Raw genomic sequence first — 20,401 nt, forward strand, 5'->3', positions numbered from 1 at the left:
ATCTAATTCTGCTTTGACATTTGTATTATTTGTTGCTATAGCATCTGCATTAACTTTTGCTTGGGCATCCAAATCATTGGCAGCATCTTGCAATGACGTAGATCCTGAAATGTAATTTGCACTTGTGTTCGCTGCATACGTACCATCGGCATTTAAGCCTGCGCCAGTTTGAGTTGTGTTTAACTCTGTTTGAAGAATTGCCTCTTCTTCCATAGCTCTTACCTCTTCTTCCAATATCTTTATTGTATTATCAGAAATTAACTGTAAAGTTTCAGTGCTTGCTGGTTGAGGCATATATGTTAAATTCTGCTCACTAAGCAGGACAAAGTTATTACCCGTACCTGAAAAATCAATATCTATTTTTAATTTTTTTGATAAACCGATCCATAGAATGTCTTCAAAATAGGACCCACTTATTCTTGTTCCGTGCCCTATAAGTAAGTTTATCATGCCATACGCATCCGTTTTTGTTTGATGGTACTCTTGATATTCTTGTTCATAAGATTCATTCATAACCGTAAACCTTACAGCAACATTGCTATTTGCCAAAATACTGGTTTGAGCGTTTACGCCTGGAAGTTCTTTGGTATTCGGATTTAAAATGACGGCTTGGTAACTAATTCCAGGTGTTTGCGAAAAACCCTGAAAACCAGCAACAATCAATAAAAGTAATAGTAATATTTTTTTCATAAGATAAGGGGTTAGATACTTGTTATATTTTTTAAAATCTAAATTTTTTTCAATAAACGTAGGGTTAACTAAAGTTCTATTAATGCTCCTAAACTGATGTTATGGCTTTCAATTCTTAAGGATTCATAATCGTCATTCCCTGATTGGTTTAAACTCTTTCCAAAAAGATACTGCACATAAAAAGACAATTCATCTGAAACCGGATGCAAAAAACCCGCGCCTGCCTTAAAACTGAACATCGTTTTATCAAAGTCATCTGCATTTTTAAGATTAATAACCTCATTATTAAAGCTCTGGGTTCCTTGAAGTAAAACTCCAGTGGAAAATAGTCCCTTTAAATAGAATGCTGAATCATGAATAGCAAATAAATTAAAATCCAAACCTGCATTTAGTTCTAAATAATTAACATTCCACTCCAAGATACCTTCCAAAGTATTATCACTTCCTATGGCGCCATAACCCGCATAACCAATCCCCAAAGAGCCATTTAATTTCTCAGAAGAAGCAAGGTTATCTCTATAACCTAAGCTCATAAATGTATGATTACTTGCCTGTAAATTGTCAAGTCTTTCGCCTTGTGAATTTTTATAATCAAATGATGATGATGTTTTACCTGCTTCAAGGTATAATTGTTGCGCTGATGCTATCGTTGTTCCAACAAAAAATAGCAATAATTGTAGGGTTTGTTTCGTATTCATGTTATTGGGTTAATTAAAAGTATAGTATTTATAGTTGCTCTATTTTTTTATGATTTTGGAGATGAACTGTTTGCTATTAGCAACAGTTTTAAGAATGTACTCTCCTGTAGACAACCAACCTAATGTTATATCTATTTGTTGGTTAGTTCGGTAACTTTTTGAAAACATCTGGGCTCCCAACATATTAAATACGGTTATATGAATGTCACCTTCTATATCTTCCTTAAACACTAATGAAATTTGTTCTACAAAAGGGTTTGGGTATACAGTTAATTGCAGATTTAAGGGTATATTTTTTTCTATAATTTTAGATAACACATTAGGTTGAATAAACCCTTGTCGAAAAATGTAATCCCCATTTACCGTTGTACCAATAACACTTGGTTGTCCTATACTTTGTTGAATGACATAGGTATTACCTCCGTTTGTTATTTCTTCAGAGGCTCCTGAAGCCCCGGTTGTAGATCTTACTAAATTTGATTGTGAAAAAATGGGTTGTTGAAAGACACAACAAAAACTTACTAATAGTAATAGTTTCATCATAGGTTTTGATAAGTTTGGGGTTAATATGATTAAATACGTAAGTTTCAATCAGGTTGTAAACATACCAATAAAAATACGTTTAAACGATAAAAATAAACTTATTGTCGATTTTTTGAATGAATCAGTAAGTATTTAAAGTAATTAGTAAGATAAAAATCGTTTAAGTGCAAAGGGTTTTAATTTGTCAATTAATTATTCATTCAAACTCTTTATTAATTTGCTATTTTTACATACTAACCAAAATCCATCCCATTAAAAATTGATAGAATCATTTTTATTTTTATTTACAGGAATTGTAGGCATTGTTACAATTGCCTTAATGATTACTTCTTATAAATCCAATCCATTTTACAATGCTTTTTTACTATTTATCATTTTAATAGTCTCCATTCGTTTTTTAATCCATGGTAGTTATGAATTGGGCATACAAACCCTTTTAGCTCCTAAACAAGGCCCTTCTTCCTTAGTTTATTTGTCGCTTATACCTTGTTTCTATTTATATTACAAGTATCTAGTCCATCAAAAAAAGACCTATAGTCTTAAAGATTTTAAGCATTTTATTTTCATTGTATGCCTGTATGCCATTAATACCAATAGCATTTTAAAGGATAGCTTTATATTCCATTTTGGACGTATAACCAATTTCATTTTAATAGCAGGATTTATACTCTTCTATTTGATATTGATTTTCAAGTTATTGAGTAAAAACATATGGTTTAAAAAAGATATTCCCATTAGTAATATCCATTTTAATTTGATTAAAAAATGGTCCATTTACTTATTTACTTTAAATGTATTGGGGTCTATCGCACTCATGGCGTCGATTTACAAAGAAGTTAATTCTGAATCCCTGATTTCAGGAAAAACGATGGCTCCTCTTATATTGATTTTTTGGTTATTCATCTACTTTAAAATTTTAATTTCTCCTGAAATATTATACGGATTGCCTATTCTTAATAAAAAGCTTCTCAAGTTTACACCTCCCCAATTAAGTGATGAGCAAACTTTAGCATCAGCAAATAAAAATTGGATATTTGAGCCTGGTTCCCAAAAGAACCATCAAGATTTAAAATTACAAGAAAAAATTAGGTCTAACATTTTTGGATATATTGATGAAATTGAAAAATTGAGTCATGAAGAATTTATTTTTAGAAATCCCAAAGCATCTTTTACCGATATTGCCAACAAATTAGGCGTACCAACAAGTCATATTGTATATTTGTTTAAATACCACTCAAGTATATCTTTTTCCGAATTCCGTACGCATTCTAGAATAAAAGATAGTATCAATTTGATAGAACAGGGTTACTTAAAAACCAATACGCTAGAGTCCTTAGCTTACAAAACTGGATTTGCCTCTTACAACCCGTTTTTTAGTGCATTTAAAAAAGTAACCACTTATTCACCTCAAGACTATCTAAAGTTTAAAAAACAGTAATGGTCTTAAAAGGTAATATGAGCATATTTTTTTTGAACCTCTAATTTATGAGCTTCTAGTTTTTTAAGAAATTCTTGATGTGCCTCTGAATTCTGATGGAATGGTTTATGTCGTAATCCTTTTTGAATGGTATCAATACAATTCATTGTTTTAAATACTTCTGTTGAAATCCAAACTAACTGAAATTTTTCCCAAATATAATTGATGGCGGTTTGGTTTGGATGTAACATATCTTCTGCATAAAAACGATAATCGCGGAGTTCGTCCATCATAATTTCGTAAGACGGGAAGTAAAGCCCCCTATCCCCCAAAGGGGGAATTACTTTATGGATAGCAGAAATAAGATGCGATTTACTTATAGTGTTTTCAACAAAACCGTCTTTTATATGGCGCACGGGCGATACCGTAAAAATAATGGATGCTTTGGAGTTTACAGAATGTATTAAACTTACCATTGTTTCCAGCGAATTAATAATATCATCAACCGACAATAATTCTTTTACAAACTGTTTTTGAGGTACTTTATGGCAATTGGCTACCGTGGTATTGGTTTCAACAAAACGATACACCCAAGCGGTTCCTAAAGTGATGATGATGTGGGTTGAATCGATTAATTGTTTATTTGTTGAATCGATTAATTCGTTTAAAGAATTTAAAAAGGTTTCTTTATTTGGATTTGATAATTCGGAATGCACCTCAAAGCAATTCCACTGTTCGTTATGAAAGAAAATATCTTTCTCTGAATAATAATTTTGCTTTAAACTTCTTTCAACAATCTTAGCCAACGAAACCGGATTAAAAATAATTCCAAACGGATTTTGAAGATTTTGAAACTTGAAATATGATAACTTATCCCCTATATTTTCAACAAAACAAGACCCTAACAAAAGAATATTAGAATGATAGTCTATTAGGTTTTTAGACTGCTTCGTTAATGGTATTTGGGTTTGGAGTTTCATGATAGAGTTGCAAAGCTACAAAGTTACAGAGTTACAAAGTTAAATTTATAAAGGACTTCAAGTTTAAATTTTATCAGCTTAGAAGCTTTGACACTTTGCGACTTTGAAGCTTTGGAGCTTTGGTACTCTGCAACTTTAATACTAACTGACATATCTTTTAACCGCCGTTAAAGCCTCATTAATTCCCCCAACATTTTTCCCTTTTCCTGATGCAAAGAAGGGTTGGCCGCCACCATTTCCGTCGATGTATCTACATAATTCTCTAATGACATTTCCAGCATTTAAACCTTTTTCAGCAACTAATTCTTTTGAAATATAACAATGAATATTTGGCGCATTATCTTCAACTGAAGCCAAAAACACAAATGAATTTGATTTTGAACTTCCAATCGCTTGAGCCAAATCTTTGGTTGAACTCATTGATAAATCAACTTGTTTTGCTAAAAAGTTAACACCGTTTATTTCTTGAAATTCTGCAACTAAGTTGTTTTTTAAGCCTTCAACTTTTTCTTTTACTAATTGCTCAATTTGTTTTTTCAACTTAGCATTATCTTCTTGAAATGAAATAACGGATTTTAAAATATCTTGTGGATTTTTCAACGTTTCTTTGATTTCAGCCAACGTATTTTCTTGACTTTGGTAAAAACTTTTCACAGCATCACCTGTAATCGCTTCAATACGTCGAATTCCTGCTGCAACGGCACCTTCAGAAATGATTTTAAAATGCCAAATATCAGCTGTGTTTTTCACGTGAATGCCACCACAAAGTTCTTTACTTTCACCAAATTCAATCATACGGACAGTATCACCGTATTTTTCACCAAACAATGCCATAGCACCTTGTTCCATCGCTTGCTGAAGAGGAAGATTTCTGTGTTCTACCAATTGTAATTGTGCCTCAATCTGAGTATTTACACTTGCTTCAACTTGACGTAACTCTTCATCAGTAACTTTTGAAAAATGCGAAAAGTCAAAACGTAAATAATTCGGATTTACCAACGACCCTTTCTGCTCCACATGGGTTCCCAAAATAGTTCTCAAAGCCAAATGCATCAAATGCGTAGCGGAATGATTTTTGGAAGTTGACGTTCTTAATTCGGTGTTGACTTTTGCAGTAAAAGTTTGGTTCAAATCATTTGGTAAACTTTTCGCAAAATGAATAATCAAGTTATTTTCTTTTTTAGTGTCTATTATTTCAATAGCTCCCTTTCCTTTGGATAGGGTTGGGGTGAGGCTTCCTTTATCACCAACTTGTCCCCCACCTTCTGGATAAAAAGGGGTATTGTCTAAAACGATTTGGTATAAAATGCCATCTTTTTTCGAATTAACTTTACGGATACGAGTTATTTTTACATCATTTTCAGTTTGGTCATAACCTACAAATGTTTCCACATTTTCTGGAATTAAAACGGTCCAATCTTCAGTTGTAACTTCAGAAGCTGCACGCGAACGCTTTTTTTGCTTTTGAAGTTCGATTTCAAAATCTTTTTCGTTGAAAGCATATCCTTTTTCTTTTAAAATCAAGGCCGTTAAATCTTTTGGGAAACCAAAGGTATCGTACAATTCAAATACTTTAGCTCCTGAAATTTCTGTTGATTTTGTAGTAGATGTAATAACTTCTTCAAGCAAATCTAAACCTTTGTCCAAAGTTCTTAAAAACGACGCTTCTTCTTCACGAATGACGTTGGTAACCAATTGTTGCTGCGTTTTAATTTCTGGGAAGGCAGTTCCCATTTTTGCGCTTAACACATCAATCAGCCTATAAATAAATGGTTCTTTTTTGTCTAGAAATGTAAATCCGTAACGAATCGCACGACGCAAAATTCTACGAATGACGTATCCAGCACCCGTATTACTTGGCAATTGTCCATCGGCTATTGAAAAAGCAACGGCACGCACATGGTCGCAAATAACACGAATCGCCACATCTACTTTAACATCTTCGCCATACTTTTTATTAGTAATGGTTTCAACCTCTCTAATAATAGGGGTGAAAACATCAGTATCATAATTAGATTGCACACCTTGCAACACCATGCACAAACGCTCAAAACCCATACCTGTATCAATATGCTTATCTGGTAAACTTTCTAAGCTACCATTAGCTTTTCGGTTATATTGCATGAATACTAAATTCCAGATTTCCACTACTTGTGGATGGTCTTGGTTTACCAAATCCTTACCCGAAATTTTTGTTTTTTCTTCCGCGGAGCGAATATCAACATGTATTTCACTACAAGGTCCACAGGGCCCTTGATCTCCCATTTCCCAAAAATTGTCTTTTTTATTTCCTTTTAAAATGCGTTCTTCTGAAACAAATTGTTTCCATAAATCGTATGCCTCCGTATCCATGGGAAGCTTATCTTCTTCGCTTCCTTCAAAAACGGTAACATATAAGATGTCTTTATCAATTCCGTAAACTTCGGTAAGTAGTTCCCAAGCCCAAGCAATGGCTTCTTTTTTGAAATAATCACCAAAACTCCAGTTTCCAAGCATTTCAAACAAGGTATGGTGGTAGGTATCATAACCAACTTCTTCTAAATCGTTATGTTTTCCCGAAACGCGCAAACACTTTTGTGAATCTACAATACGGTTGCTTTTGGGCTGTGCATTTCCTAAAAAATACTCTTTAAAAGGAGCCATACCAGAGTTTACAAACATCAAGGTTGGGTCGTCTTTTAAAACCATAGGTGCAGATGGTACAATAAGGTGTTTTTTATCTTCAAAAAAACTTAAAAACTGAGCTCGAATATCTTGTGACTTCATGTAATTTTATTAAAACAGTGTTTCTCTTGGAAACCACTTTTTTTGTTTTCCCTGCAAATCTATCTTAAATTTTTAACGGATAGAACTTACTTTAAGTTTTTATCAGTTAGTTTTACTAAATTTACTTTGAAAAATATTTTGTAGGTTTGTTCGTTTACATACCAAAAACCAAACGTTTGGCAATTTAATTTGGTGTAAAAATAGTATAAATTAAATAATGAGTAAAGTAAAATATTATTACGATTCTGAGTCGCTGTCCTATAAAAAAATAGAACGCAAAAAAGGAACAACCTTTACTTATGCTTTTGTATTTACTTTAGCTGCTGCTTTGTTTGGATTTATTTTTGTTTTTTTAGCAAGTCAGTTTGTTGAATCACCCAAAGAAAGAGCCTTAAAACGCGAATTGCAAAATGCCCAACTTCAGTTTGAATTGCTTAACAAAAAAATGGAGAAAACGGAGATGGTTTTGGCGAATATAGCAGATAGGGATAACAATATATATCGCGTTTACTTTGAAGCAAACCCAATTCCTGAAGAACAACGTACAGCTGGTTTTGGAGGAGTAAACAGATATAAAAGTTTAGAGGGTTTTGATAATTCTAAATTAATAGTAGAAAGTAATAAGCGTTTGGATATCATTCAAAAACAACTTGTGGTACAATCAAAATCCCTTGATGAAATTGCCAAACTAGCAGAAGATAAGGAAAAACTTTTGGCCGCTATTCCTGCTATACAACCTGTAAGTAATCAAGACCTCTCTAGAATGGCGTCGGGTTATGGTTTTCGTTCAGATCCCTTTACTAAGGTTAGAAAAATGCATTGGGGCATGGATTTTTCAGCTCCAAAAGGCTCACCTATTTATGCCACTGGCGATGGTGTAGTAGAACGTGCCGACAATACAGCCTCGGGCTATGGCAACCATATTAGAATCGATCATGGTTATGGTTATGTAAGTTTATATGCCCATTTATTCAAATACAATGTTAGAAAAAACCAAAAAGTGAAGCGTGGCGATCTTATCGGTTTTGTTGGTAGTACAGGACGTTCTGAAGCTCCGCATCTTCATTATGAAATATTTAAAGATGATGAGCGTATCAATCCTATTAATTTTTACTATGGAAGTTTAACGGCCGAAGAATTTAATGAAATGCTAGAACATGCGTCATTGGAAAACCAATCTCTCGATTAATGTATATAGAATTACCTGAAAAACGATATTATGCTATTGGCGAAGTTGCCAAGGCATTTGCTGTGAACACCTCTTTAATACGCTTTTGGGAAAAAGAATTTGATGCCCTTAAACCTAAAAAAAATGCCAAAGGCAACAGGAAGTTTACACCAGAAGACATTAAAAACCTTAAGCTTATTTACCATTTGGTTAAGGAGCGCGGGTTTACGCTAGAAGGTGCAAAAATCCATTTGAAAGAAGACAAGCAAGAAACGCTCAACAACTTTGAAATAATAAGTAAATTAGAAGATATCAGAAATCAGCTCATAAAAATTAAAGAGCATCTGTAACATTTCTTGGAAATGAATTACTAATCATACATAACCGATTAAAAATCATAAAATTTATATAAAATGAAAAAAGGATGGATTGCTGGATTAGGATGTGGAGCTATAGCTTTAATAGGTTTAGCCATTTTAGTTGTTGTTGGCGGAATTTTTGCTTACAATTTTAACAATACTGCTGTAGAATATGAAGCCAATGCAAAAACGGCATGGTCTAATGTTGAAAGCGCTTACCAACGTCGCGCAGACCTTATACCTAACTTAGTGTCTACCGTAAAAGGGTATGCCTCGCATGAACGAGAAACCTTAGAAGCTGTTGTTAATGCACGTGCTGAAGCGACTAAAACCACCATCGACCCCACTAATCTAACTCCCGAAAAAATGGCTGAATTTCAACAAGCCCAACAAGGTATAAGTGGTGCTTTATCTAGGCTACTGGTAACTGTTGAACGTTATCCGGATTTAAAAGCGGATAAAAGCTTTTTAGAACTGCAATCGCAACTAGAAGGTACTGAAAACAGAATTAATGTTACCAGAGATCGTTATAACGAAGCTGTTAATACCTATGATATTTATACAAGTAAATTCCCTGGCAAATTATTAGCCGGTTTATTTGGTTTCAAAGAAATGGCAAGATTTACAAGTGCTGCCGGAAGTGAAAACGCCCCTAATGTAGAATTTTAAATGTCTAAAGTTGAAGATTTCCTATCTGTAAGCGAAGAACAAGAGATTGTTGAAGCCATTAGATTAGCTGAACTTAAAACGTCTGGAGAAATACGTGTCCATATAGAAAAAACGTCTAAAGGCGATGCCTATAATCGTGCATTAGACGTTTTTCATGCTTTGAAAATGGACAATACCAAGTTGCAAAATGGGGTTTTAATATATGTAGCCGTTGAAGAAAAAACCTTTGTTATTTATGGTGATAAAGGCATTAATGACATTGTTGGAATAAATTTTTGGAATAGCACTAAGGATATCATACAATCTCATTTTAAATCCGGTAATTTTAAACAAGGTTTAATTGAAGGCATTTTAAAGTGTGGCGAGCAATTACAACAGCATTTCCCTTATTCAGACTTAGACACCAACGAGTTATCAAATACCATTTCGAAAGGTTAATTTTCTGTGTTTTACAAATTGCCCCATAAAAGAAACCTTTTAATTTAAATATCACATCTAATTGAAAACACGCAATAAGCATATTAACATTCTACTGTCTTTAATAGCATTATTATGTATTCAAATAGTACATGCGCAATTTGAAATTCCTAAAAAACCAGATTTTCAAACCAGTGTATATGATTATAGCAATCTGCTCTCTGCCGAGCAAAAAAGGAGTTTAGAAGAGAAGTTAATCAAATACTCAGATACCACATCAACCCAAATTGTTATTGCTGTCATTAACTCTACAGAAGGTGAGGATATTAATTTTTTAGGAGCACAATGGGGACAAGAATGGGGCATTGGACAAGCCAAGGAAGATAATGGAATTTTAATTTTATTAGCAAAGGATGATAGAAAAATAGCCATTAATACAGGTTATGGGGTAGAGCATTTATTAACCGACGCCATGTCTAAGCGTATTATTGAAGGCGACATCATCCCTTATTTTAAGCAAGGGGATTATTATGGCGGACTTAATAGAGGTGCTGATGCCATTTTTGGAGTGTTAACTGGCGAATATAAAGGCACTAGAAAATCCAATAATGACAATGGATTTCCAGTGGGATTGATCTTTGTGATTATTTTCATCATCATTCTAATTTCCGTTTCAAACAATAAACGTAGCGGTGGCGGGGGCAACAGAGGCAATAAATCTGGTGGTTTTGATATTTGGGATGCCATTATTTTAAGCAATATGGGTAGAGGCAGCTTTGGTGGTGGCTCTGGAGGTTTTGGTGGCGGAAGCTCTGGAGGCGGTGGTTTTGGTGGTGGTTTCGGCGGCGGCGGATTTGGCGGCGGCGGCGCTTCAGGCGGTTGGTGATTTTATAAAAATCATCAAAATCTATAAAAACCCAAAGAGTTAATTACCATCATTGATGAACAAGACAATAATTAACTCTATTTCAAACTTTTTTTGAATATATTAACCATTTAGTAAATCTACATTGGTGGCGGTGGTGCCATGCCTCCTTGACCAGCGTTGGCTCCTAAAGAATTGAATTTCCAACTAAACCCAATCATAAAATACTGCCTAAGCACAGTATTTTGTTGGTCTTGAACAAAGTTTTGGTTAACCACCCTTGTGGCGTTGGTGTTTTGTTTTAGTAAATCAAATGCTTTTAGAGTAATGGTTCCTTGATCTTTTAACACAGAGTACGATAAAGTAGAGTTCCAAAACCACGAACTTTTCTGGAAGCCATCGGCGACATTAGGGTTATAGTTAAAATTTATATCATTCTGCCATTCCAATTTTTTAGTAAAGTTGACTAAATTAAAAATTCTAATTCTGTGGTTTGTAAAATCACGTCCCTCTAACCCTTCAAAATTAAATGTGTTTTTTGTATAACTAAGCGTATAGTAAGGTCTTAACTCCATAACATCTTTCCAAACGAAACGAGCGCCAATATTTACACTAGTTGTCTTTGCTAAATTTGCGAATTGCACATCGTTATTAAAATTTACGGATCGATTGATCCCTCCCCCAATGCCACCATAAATTTGTACTGTTCTAAGGGAATCTATTTTAATTTTTCTTGAAAGGCTTACATCTCCATTTACCCTATAAATACCTTTAGCATTCACATACGTTGTTTCCCTGCTTAAATCATCATTTATGGTTTGCTTAGCTACCACGGCATTGTCTTCCATAAAAGAACTCATATACAAGCTAAATCCATTACCATTAGGATTATAAATATTGTAATACGTATAAAAATTATGAGTAGTTGAGGGTTTTAACAATGGATTGCCCGTAACAGTATTCAATGGGTCTGTTATATCACTAAATGCTTGAAATCTTGAAATATCTGGCACACTGTTGTTTACATTGTAATACAAATAAACCATTTTCTGGGGCGTGGGCCTGTAACTTAAATACGTTGTACCCGTAAGAGCTTCAAAACTTCTCTTAAGATTAAAGTTTGGCCTTAAATAATCTATATTTTCCAAATCCCTAAAAAGATATTTAGCCATGACATAAGTATTCAGCTTTTTATCTTGGTAACCCAATTTTGCAGACGGGCTATTTAAGAGATTTGTGTTTTTGAAATCTGTACTAAAGTCTTCATTAATATCTGTTTCAAACTCTTCGGCAACCGCATCATAATCAAAAGAACTAAAGCGCCTTTTAGCAATCGTGTTTCGGTATTCATAGTTAAAATCTAAATAAAATTCTTTTCCTATCAATGGCAACCTGTAAGTTAAACTCCAATATGTAGTATTGGAGTTATCATCTGTTTTCCTATACTGATTTCTCTCTACTGTTCTAGGGTTGTCACCATAATAAACAACTTCAGAATTAAAGTAATTATCAATTAAACTTGTTTTATCATCAACGTAAAAATTACCTCTTAAGAAAGACCCTTTACTTCCAAAACGTTTTGTGAAACTAATATCATTACTAAAATTTTTGGTTTCGTTATCTACGTATGTACCTGTTGTAGACTCGTTGGTAAGCACACGGGAAGCATTATAACTTTGCTCATTGGCATCACCAATACTTTCAGAATTTATATACGTTAGTTTAGGTTTAACAGATATAAAAAGCATAGAGTCTGGCTTAATACGTACTTCCATACCCAAATCGTGGGTATCTGTTTCATTTATTGTCTTTGATTGCGAATCATTAAAAAAGGTTCTATCTGTAAAAATATTTTCTCGCTCGGTTATACTCTCATTTTCTGAATCGGATTTAGAATTGAAATAATTAGCCGAAATATCTAATTTCTTCCCTAAATCGTCTGCATAATTTGCGCCTGAACTTCTGGAAGTTGTAATGCCCTGGCCCCCACCAAAGCTCCTACCGTCTATAATTACAGTACCATTCCCATATGAAACCATAGAATTAGCACCCCCTAACATTTTACTTATTTCACCATAACTAAATCCAGATTGATTTATATTGTTTCCCCCAGCTAAAATGCTCAGGCGTTGATCGCCCTTAAACAGGTTAAACATACCTGCATATTCGTACCTGTCGTCTGTACCAACACCCCCAGCCACACGACCAAAAATACCTTTATTTTTGTCTTCTTTCATGACCAAATTAATGGTTTTACTCGTTTGGTTACCGGTTTCTCCTGCAAATGCCTCTGCATCTGATTTGGTATCACTCACCTGAATTTTACTAATAATATCCTTATTAAGATTTCTGGTAGTAATCGTTGGGTCGCTGCCGAAAAATGGTTTTCCGTCTACCAAAATTTTGTCTACAGATTTCCCGTTAATTTTAATAGATCCATTTTCGTCTACTTCTACACCTGGCAATTCCCTCAGCAAATCCTCAATATTGGCGTCTTTTTTTGTTTTAAATGATGCTGTGTTGAACTCTAATGTGTCCTGTTTTATAACTACCGGTGCTGCAGATTTAACAATAACCTCATCAAGAGCATTACTATCTGTCCTCAAAGTAATAGCTCCTAATTTTATTTCTGGGCTATCAAGCTGTATGGTTTTAAAATACGTTTCATAGCCTACAAAGGATATAAATAAATTAATTTCTTTGTCTGCTATTTTATCCACTAACTCAAAGCCTCCATTTCTATCTGTAATGGTGTAAGTTACCATGGAACTATCTTTAACTCGCTCTAAATAAACAGTAGCGGATTCTAAAGGGGTGTTGCCTTCTTCAGAGAGTAATTTTCCAGAAATTTTAAATGATTGTGATTGTGAATAGGCATGCGTAGTAAGCATAATTACTACAATAATTAAGATTTTTTTCATGTGATTGGTTGATTGATTGATGATTGTAATTTTTATAAAAACGAATATAACTACATAATCGTGTGATAATTCTTAAAAAAAACTTAAATTTTACATACAAAATTAACCAGATAGGTAAAAAAGTGATTCCATTCCTACTTATTTGATTTGGAAATTACTATGGCAACACTATTATATTCAAAAAAAAAAACACCTAATTAGGGTGTTGTTTGAAAATGCTTTGATAATGTTTTTTTAGCGACGTCCTCTAAAGTTTCCGCCTCCACCTTGCCATCCTCTTCCGCTATTTGGGTTAGCTTGATCTCCCAAGGTATTAAACTTCCAACTAAAGCTTAGCATAAAATACTGTGTTAAAACGGTACTTTGCGTATCTTCAATATAGTTTTGTGTAGCTACCCTACGCGCATTGGTGTTCTGGTTTAATAAATCGTATACTTTAAGCGTTACCGTACCTTGGTCTTTTAAAACTGAATATGCTAAAGAAGAATTCCAAAACCAAGCACTTTTTTGAAAACCATCTGCTATGTTGGGATTATAATTAAATCGTATATCATTTCGCCATTCAAATCCTTTAGGCAAAAACGTAGCAGTATTCAATATCATATTATGACTAATAAACTCTTGTGTATTGAAATTATCAATATCAAATGTGTTTTTTGTGTATGACAGACTGTAGGTTGGAGCGATTTCAAGAACGTCACGCCAAACCAAACGTAGATCAATACTTGGCGACAAGGTGGTATTAAGACTCGAGTATTGAATACCATTGTTAAAGTTTATGGAACGTCTTATATTAGGGTTTATTCCAACACCAAAATTCAAGGTTCTTAAACTATCAATAGTTACCTTTTTGTTTAATGAGGCATATCCATTAATGTTATACGCTCCATTAACATTGGCATACGTGGTTTCTCTTTGTAAATTTTCATCAATGGTTGTTTTTGAAACGACTTGGTTGTTTTGGAAGTTGGCATTAAAATAACCGTAGAATCCAGTCCCTTTTTGAAAATCGAATGTGTTGTAATTTACATAAACACGATGTGCATTTTCAGGTTCTAATTCAGGATTACCAACAATCGTATTTAATGGATTAGATACGTTTACAAAAGGTTGTAATTGTGATAATTGAGGCACATTATTATTTAAATTGTAACCTACAGTTAATGATGCTTGCGGGCTAAAACTGTAACGAAATCTAGAATTTAACTCAACAGCCTCAAAATCACGTGTCAAACTTAAATTAGGTCGTAAGCCATCATTATTCTCTAATGTTCTAAAAATATAAGATGTCTCTATGCTTGCGGACCAATTTTCTTTTCTATACTCTAACTCCAAAGAAGGTGTTTGTGCTTTATTGGTATATTCAAAATCAGTACTTTGATCTGTATTAAAATCTGAATACTCACCTGTACCTGAATCTCTATCAAACGTGCTTTTTATGTTTTCTTGTTTATTATTGGAATAATTATATTGAAACTCTGCAAAAAACTCTTTACCTATAAGTGGCACTCTATAGGTCAAAGATGAACTAAATTGATTGCTTTTAGAATCACCGTCCGTGTATTGTTCCCTTAAAACATCTCTAGAACTATCTTGAAAAAAAGTAGTTTCAGAATTTAAGAAATCATCTGATTCTGTAGTATTAATTTGGTTATCGATGCTAAATCTCAAAAAAGATCCATTGGTGCCAAACCTTTTAGTGATGTCTAGGTCATTACTAAAGTTTTTACCTATATTCTCAACATTTGATGCTGATGTTGATTCATTTAATAATGTATTATTGTCATCAGAAGATGATTCGTCTTCGGTATAAACCGTTGTGCTTTTTGAATAGCGAAACGAAGGCTGTATATTGATTAAAAGTGTTGGATCAACTTCAATATCAAATTCAACATTAGCACTATGGCTATCACTATCAGTAAACGAGGCAGATTCAGAAGTTGTAAAATATCTAGAATCGGGTAAAATATTTTCTCTATTGCTTAATGTTTTGTTTTCAGAATTACTTCCTGAATAGAAATAATTAGCAGAGAGGTCAGTAGATTCACCAAATTTATCAGCATAGTTACCTCCAAAATTCTGGGATTCCGTAATACCTTGGCCGCCTCCAAAAGATCTACCACCGCCAAATCCAGTATTACCACCACCAAACATCTGACGTATTTCACCAAAACTGAAACCAGGGGAATTAATATCGTTACCTCCAGCTAACACACTGATGCGTTGATCGTTATCAAAATAATTGTACATACCTGCATATTCATAGTGCTCATCGGTACCTAAACCAGCTGCAACCCTACCAAACACGCCCTTATTGTTTTCCTCTTTTATTACCAAGTTTATTGTTTTATTGTCTCCAGTAACTGTTTCGCCAGTAAAAGCTTGGTCTTTGCTTTTAGTGTCTAGAATTTGGATTTTTTCAACAATATCTTTAGTTAAATTTCTGGTTGTAATTGTCGGGTCATCTCCAAAAAAGGGCTTACCATTAACAAAAATTCTATTAACTTCCTTACCATTTACGGTTATGGTACCTTCTTCATCAATCTCTACCCCAGGAAGTTCTCTTAACAAATCCTCAACATTAGCATCCTTTTTAGTTTTAAATGAGCGAACATTAAATTCCAAAGTATCTTGCTTAACCGTAATAGGGGGTGTAGATCTTACAATAATTTCATCTAAGGCATCAATATCCGTCTTTAGGTTAATGGTACCTAAATTAATTTCCTTATTATCGATTTTAACTTTTTGAAAGTGTGTTTGATATCCTACAAAAGAAATAAACATACCCAACTCAGCTTCATCTGTTCTGTTTTCCAAAGAAAAATTACCTGCTCTATCCGTAATTGTATAAGTTACCATGGTGCTGTCTTTAGCACGCTCTAAATAAACGGTAGCAGATTCAAGGGGTGTTTTTTCGTCTTCTGAAATTAATTTGCCTTGAACTTTAAAAGATTTTACTTGTGAAAATGAAACTAACGTATAAAGTATAAAGGCTAGAGTGAAAAAATATTTCATTGGAATGGTTTCGTTTGGTAATTAGTGATAGATGAATTTAATTTTAAACATTACTTTTTAGACTTATCTAAAAGAATAAGGTTTAATGGAATTAAAGACACATCTACTTTTTAACAAAAATTTATGTTTCTATTAAAATCACTTCTTACGCATATATATGCTGATGGGAACCCCATTAAAATCGAAATGTTCACGTATTTTGTTCTCTAGAAAACGTTTGTAAGGATCTTTTACGTATTGAGGTAAGTTGCAAAAAAAGGCAAATTGTGGTTGCGCCGTTGGCAATTGCATAATGTATTTAATCTTTACATATTTCGCCTTGTATGCAGGCGGTGGATAATTTTCTATAATGGGCAGTAAAATCTCGTTTAGCTTGCTGGTTTTTATTTTTTTTACTCGGTTATTATAAACCTCAACGGCCGTTTCTATCGCTTTAAAAATACGTTGCTTGGTTAATGAAGAAATAAACACAATAGGCACATCGGTAAAAGGTTCCAGTTGTTCCCTGATCATCTTTTCGAATTCGTTGGTAGATTTATGGTCTTTTTCAACCAAATCCCATTTGTTTACAAGAATGACAATCCCTTTTCTGTTACGTTCAGCCAACCAAAATATATTTTGAACCTGACCATCAAAACCTCGTGTGGCATCCATAACGATTAAACACACATCGCAATGTTCAATGGCTCTAACGCTTCTCATCACCGAGTAAAATTCTAAATCTTCTTTTACTTTGGATTTTCTGCGTATTCCCGCCGTATCAACTAAATTAAATTCAAATCCGAAACGATTATATCTTGTATCAATGGCATCACGTGTGGTGCCAGCTATATCGGTTACGATGTATCTGTCTTCGCCTATTAATGCATTAATAAATGATGACTTACCTGCATTTGGGCGACCAACCACAGCAAAACGTGGCAACTCTGCTTCTTCCACATTTTCTTTTTCTGGTAAGGCTTTTACAAGCGCATCCAATAATTCTCCCGTTCCACTACCATTAATACTGGCTATGGTATAATATTCTCCCAAACCTAATGCATAGAACTCTACCGCATCTTCATTACGCTTGGCATTATCAACTTTATTAATGACCAAAAACACAGGTTTATTTACTTTTCTTAAAAGTTCGGCAACATCCTCATCCATGCCAGTAACACCTGTTTCAACATCTACCATAAATATAATGGCATCGGCCTCATCAATCGCTAATTCTACTTGTTTATCTATCTCGGCTTCAAAAACATCATCACTTCCCAACACATAACCTCCAGTATCTATAATAGAAAACTCCTTACCGTTCCATTCACTTTTACCGTAATGACGGTCCCTGGTAACACCGCTAACGGCATCAACAATAGCTTCTCTCCTTTGAATCAACCGATTAAAAAAGGTTGATTTCCCAACATTTGGACGTCCAACAATGGCTACTATATTGCTCATAATTTTTGCTTAAGCTCTTTTTTTTCTGAAAACTTTTGCAAAAGTAACAAATATACTTTAAGCATTCTTCATTTTGGGAAAAGATTAAAATGCTTAAATTATACACAAAAATCATTAAATTTAGCATAAACTAAGAAGAATCCATGCTCTCCAAAAATGACATCGCTTTACGACCTAGATTTAAATTCGAAATCAATAAAGACAAAGACACTGTCTTAAATGCTTTTGTTGAAGCTAAATCTGCCCAATCACTCTTTATCATTACACGCATTGATGATCATGTGTTTATTAGAAAATCTAATGTACACAGCACATTTTGGTCTCCACAATTACAAATTGAAGTCAACAAAATTGAAGAACATTCCAGCAGTGTAAGTGGTTTGGTTGGTCCCAATCCAACCGTATGGACGCTGTTTATGTTCTTACACTTTATGGTTGCAGGTTTATTTATTGCTTTTGGAATATGGGCCTACACCAATATTTCTTTAAATACGAGTTATATCATCCAAATTAGCTTTATGCTATTGATGGTAATTATTTGGTTTTTGCTTTATTTTGTTGGAAGAATTGGAAAAGATTCAAGTGACGAAGAAATAAACGACTTATATGTTTTTATGCAAAAGACTATAGGTTAAAAAAATAAGCCCCAAATTGAAACCAATTTAGAGCTCACTTAAAACTAAACTAAATTAACTAACTCAAAAAAAACATTAATATCTTAATCTTTTTGATTGTTCTCATAAATTGTAACGGTACCACTATCTTCATTTGATACTATTAATAAATCTTTTCCATTAGGACTATCTTTCGATGGAATAGATATTAAGCCTTCAGGTCCTTCATCTCCATCATGCGATAAGATGTCCAAAAATATAGGACTTGCAGGATTTGAAATATCATAAACCATAATCTGATCATTTCTTTCTAGACCTACAAATAGAACGTGTTTATTGCCTTGAATCGTTAAAACCTCAACACTTTCTGGTTCAGCACCTTTATCATCACTTCTTCCATCACCGTCATTAAATCTGTCTGGTGTTAAGTTTAAGGTTTGCAAAGCAATATCATTACCACTGTCATAAACCATTTGTCCATTTCCAGTCCAAACCGTAAAAGATCTTGCGCCGAAACTATAAAGCTCATCGTAGTCGCCATCACCATCGGTATCACCAAGTGTTTTGGTTATTTTCAATCTTCCCAAATTTTCGTCTTCCTGTAAAAATGCGGCGTTTGGAAATGCAATCGGATCTAAATCAAGGTTCTTCACACGCGCTTCTTCAACAAAAACCTCTTCATCATCATCTTCATCATCCGTTCCTTTATTATCTATATACTCTCTAGCATCACCTTCATTAGCAGTAATTAAATAATCCATGCCATTTACCTTTATATATTTAATGGCATCTGGCATATATATACCATAAACTGGCCAATTGTTCAAGGCTTTAATACCATCATCATCACTAGCGTCTATCTCGTTACCAATTAAGTTGTAGTCTTTAAATCCTAGTGGATAAATAGTTTCTATTTGTTTCGTTTCAAGATTGATTTTTGCAACACCATTATTTTCTTGAAGTGTTACCCAAGCATACCTTGAGTTATCTGAAATAGCAACATATTCTGGCTCAACATCCATTGCCAAAGTCGCATTAGGACCAAAAACCCTAAAACCTCCTGCTTCCAACATGGACTGTTGGCTATTAAAATCATCAAAATATAATGTAGTAGTTGTTCCAGCAATTATTTCAATGATACTAATAGATCCCTTTGGGTCAACAGTATATAGACTATTTGGCTCACCCTCATTGGCTGAAACAATATATTTTCCGTTCGGTGAAAATGTGACCATATCTGGTAACGCCCCTACTTGATAAGAATTTAAAAGTGTTCCTGAAGAAGCTTCAAATAACATAATAGAACCTAAATCCTGCTTAATAGCTGCTTCAACAGCTACGGCAACTAATCCCTTACTCACAGCCACACTATTTGGTGTTCCCGAGCCTAAAACTAAAGGCGCTTCCTCTTTGGGATTGTCAATGTCAGAAATATCAAAAACTGATATTTGATTTAATTCAAGGTTAACAACAAACAATTTCTTGCTTTGAGGGTCAAATGCCGTTATCTCTGACGCTGTTTCTCCCCCAACTTTAATAGTTGTTTTGTATTTAAAATTGACATTGAAATTGGACGATTTTGCAGATTTTGCTTGTAAGCTAGCATCTGTTTCAACAATATCATCAACTTTGTTGCACGATGAAAAAGTGATTAATAGGGCTAAAATAGAAAGTCTGAAGTTTGTTTTCATTTAATAAGTTTTTTGGTTTATCAAATGTAACTGTCGACTGTAAAATTTGTGTTAACTAAAGAAAAACTAAAGATTAGCTTTTGCTATTGATTGTAACCAAAACGTTTCAACTGCTTTTGATTGGAACGCCAATTCTTATTCACTT

The 20,401-nt window shown here is 33.9% G+C and carries 16 protein-coding genes; 7 read left to right on the forward strand and 9 right to left on the reverse strand.

Translation table 11 applies throughout. The annotated features are described in order from the left end of the window. The 3 genes from CSW08_RS00130 to CSW08_RS00140 form a co-directional block, all read right to left on the reverse strand. Positions 1 to 690: hypothetical protein (locus CSW08_RS00130; RefSeq protein WP_203226821.1), on the reverse strand; the 690-nt coding region annotated here is incomplete at its 3' end. 68 nt (positions 691 to 758) lie between these two features. Further along, entirely contained in the window at positions 759 to 1,388 is a 630-nt protein-coding gene (locus CSW08_RS00135) for an outer membrane beta-barrel protein (RefSeq protein WP_106657884.1), read from the reverse strand. A 39-nt stretch (positions 1,389 to 1,427) separates the two neighbouring features. Next, complete coding sequence (locus tag CSW08_RS00140) at positions 1,428 to 1,931, reverse strand: T9SS type A sorting domain-containing protein (protein WP_106657885.1); 504 nt, start codon at positions 1,929 to 1,931, stop codon at positions 1,428 to 1,430. A 259-nt stretch (positions 1,932 to 2,190) separates the two neighbouring features. Between CSW08_RS00140 and CSW08_RS00145 the strand changes: the two genes are divergently transcribed. Further along, complete coding sequence (locus CSW08_RS00145) at positions 2,191 to 3,369, forward strand: AraC family transcriptional regulator (protein WP_106657886.1); 1,179 nt, start codon at positions 2,191 to 2,193, stop codon at positions 3,367 to 3,369. 5 nt (positions 3,370 to 3,374) lie between these two features. On the opposite strand, the gene CSW08_RS00150 is transcribed toward CSW08_RS00145, so the two are convergent. Both CSW08_RS00150 and alaS read right to left on the reverse strand, forming a co-directional pair. Continuing rightward, complete coding sequence (locus CSW08_RS00150; RefSeq protein ID WP_106657887.1) at positions 3,375 to 4,328, reverse strand: GSCFA domain-containing protein; 954 nt, start codon at positions 4,326 to 4,328, stop codon at positions 3,375 to 3,377. Positions 4,329 to 4,469: 141 nt separating this feature from the next. Then, positions 4,470 to 7,094, reverse strand: coding sequence for an alanine--tRNA ligase (gene alaS / locus CSW08_RS00155; protein ID WP_106657888.1), 2,625 nt, complete (start codon positions 7,092 to 7,094; stop codon positions 4,470 to 4,472). Positions 7,095 to 7,311: 217 nt separating this feature from the next. Here alaS and CSW08_RS00160 point away from each other — a divergent pair, with 217 nt between their 5' ends. The 5 genes from CSW08_RS00160 (at position 7,312) to CSW08_RS00180 (ending at position 10,593) form a co-directional block, all read left to right on the forward strand. Next, positions 7,312 to 8,283 (forward strand): M23 family metallopeptidase, encoded by a 972-nt coding sequence (locus CSW08_RS00160; protein ID WP_106657889.1) that lies wholly within the window; start codon positions 7,312 to 7,314, stop codon positions 8,281 to 8,283. Then, positions 8,283 to 8,612, forward strand: a complete 330-nt coding sequence (locus CSW08_RS00165) for a MerR family transcriptional regulator (RefSeq protein WP_106657890.1) — start codon at positions 8,283 to 8,285, stop codon at positions 8,610 to 8,612. Before CSW08_RS00160 ends, CSW08_RS00165 begins: the two co-directional genes overlap by 1 nt. A 63-nt stretch (positions 8,613 to 8,675) precedes the next feature. Beyond that, positions 8,676 to 9,290, forward strand: coding sequence for a LemA family protein (locus CSW08_RS00170; RefSeq protein ID WP_106657891.1), 615 nt, complete (start codon positions 8,676 to 8,678; stop codon positions 9,288 to 9,290). After that, positions 9,291 to 9,728, forward strand: coding sequence for a TPM domain-containing protein (locus tag CSW08_RS00175; protein WP_106657892.1), 438 nt, complete (start codon positions 9,291 to 9,293; stop codon positions 9,726 to 9,728). It begins immediately after the preceding gene. An 82-nt stretch (positions 9,729 to 9,810) separates the two neighbouring features. Next, on the forward strand, positions 9,811 to 10,593 hold the full coding sequence (locus CSW08_RS00180; RefSeq protein ID WP_238987171.1) for a TPM domain-containing protein: 783 nt from the start codon (positions 9,811 to 9,813) through the stop codon (positions 10,591 to 10,593). Positions 10,594 to 10,712: 119 nt separating this feature from the next. On the opposite strand, the gene CSW08_RS00185 is transcribed toward CSW08_RS00180, so the two are convergent. The 3 genes from CSW08_RS00185 to der form a co-directional block, all read right to left on the reverse strand. After that, positions 10,713 to 13,493, reverse strand: coding sequence for an outer membrane beta-barrel protein (locus CSW08_RS00185; RefSeq protein WP_106657894.1), 2,781 nt, complete (start codon positions 13,491 to 13,493; stop codon positions 10,713 to 10,715). Positions 13,494 to 13,727: 234 nt separating this feature from the next. Continuing rightward, a complete protein-coding gene (locus CSW08_RS00190) occupies positions 13,728 to 16,508 on the reverse strand; it encodes an outer membrane beta-barrel protein (protein ID WP_106657895.1) in 2,781 nt (926 codons plus the stop codon). A gap of 138 nt (positions 16,509 to 16,646) precedes the next feature. Beyond that, positions 16,647 to 17,951 carry a ribosome biogenesis GTPase Der gene (gene der / locus CSW08_RS00195; RefSeq protein ID WP_106657896.1) on the reverse strand — a complete coding sequence of 435 codons (1,305 nt, stop codon included), beginning with the start codon at positions 17,949 to 17,951 and terminating at the stop codon, positions 16,647 to 16,649. Positions 17,952 to 18,094: 143 nt separating this feature from the next. Here der and CSW08_RS00200 point away from each other — a divergent pair, with 143 nt between their 5' ends. Beyond that, positions 18,095 to 18,586 carry a GTP-binding protein gene (locus CSW08_RS00200; protein ID WP_106657897.1) on the forward strand — a complete coding sequence of 164 codons (492 nt, stop codon included), beginning with the start codon at positions 18,095 to 18,097 and terminating at the stop codon, positions 18,584 to 18,586. A gap of 83 nt (positions 18,587 to 18,669) precedes the next feature. Here the strand turns inward: CSW08_RS00200 and CSW08_RS00205 are convergent, their stop codons facing one another. After that, complete coding sequence (locus CSW08_RS00205) at positions 18,670 to 20,256, reverse strand: choice-of-anchor I family protein (RefSeq protein ID WP_106657898.1); 1,587 nt, start codon at positions 20,254 to 20,256, stop codon at positions 18,670 to 18,672. Positions 20,257 to 20,401 lie beyond the last annotated feature (145 nt).

The sequence above is a fragment of the Confluentibacter flavum genome (genome assembly GCF_002843175.1).
Lineage (GTDB): Bacteria > Bacteroidota > Bacteroidia > Flavobacteriales > Flavobacteriaceae > Confluentibacter > Confluentibacter flavum.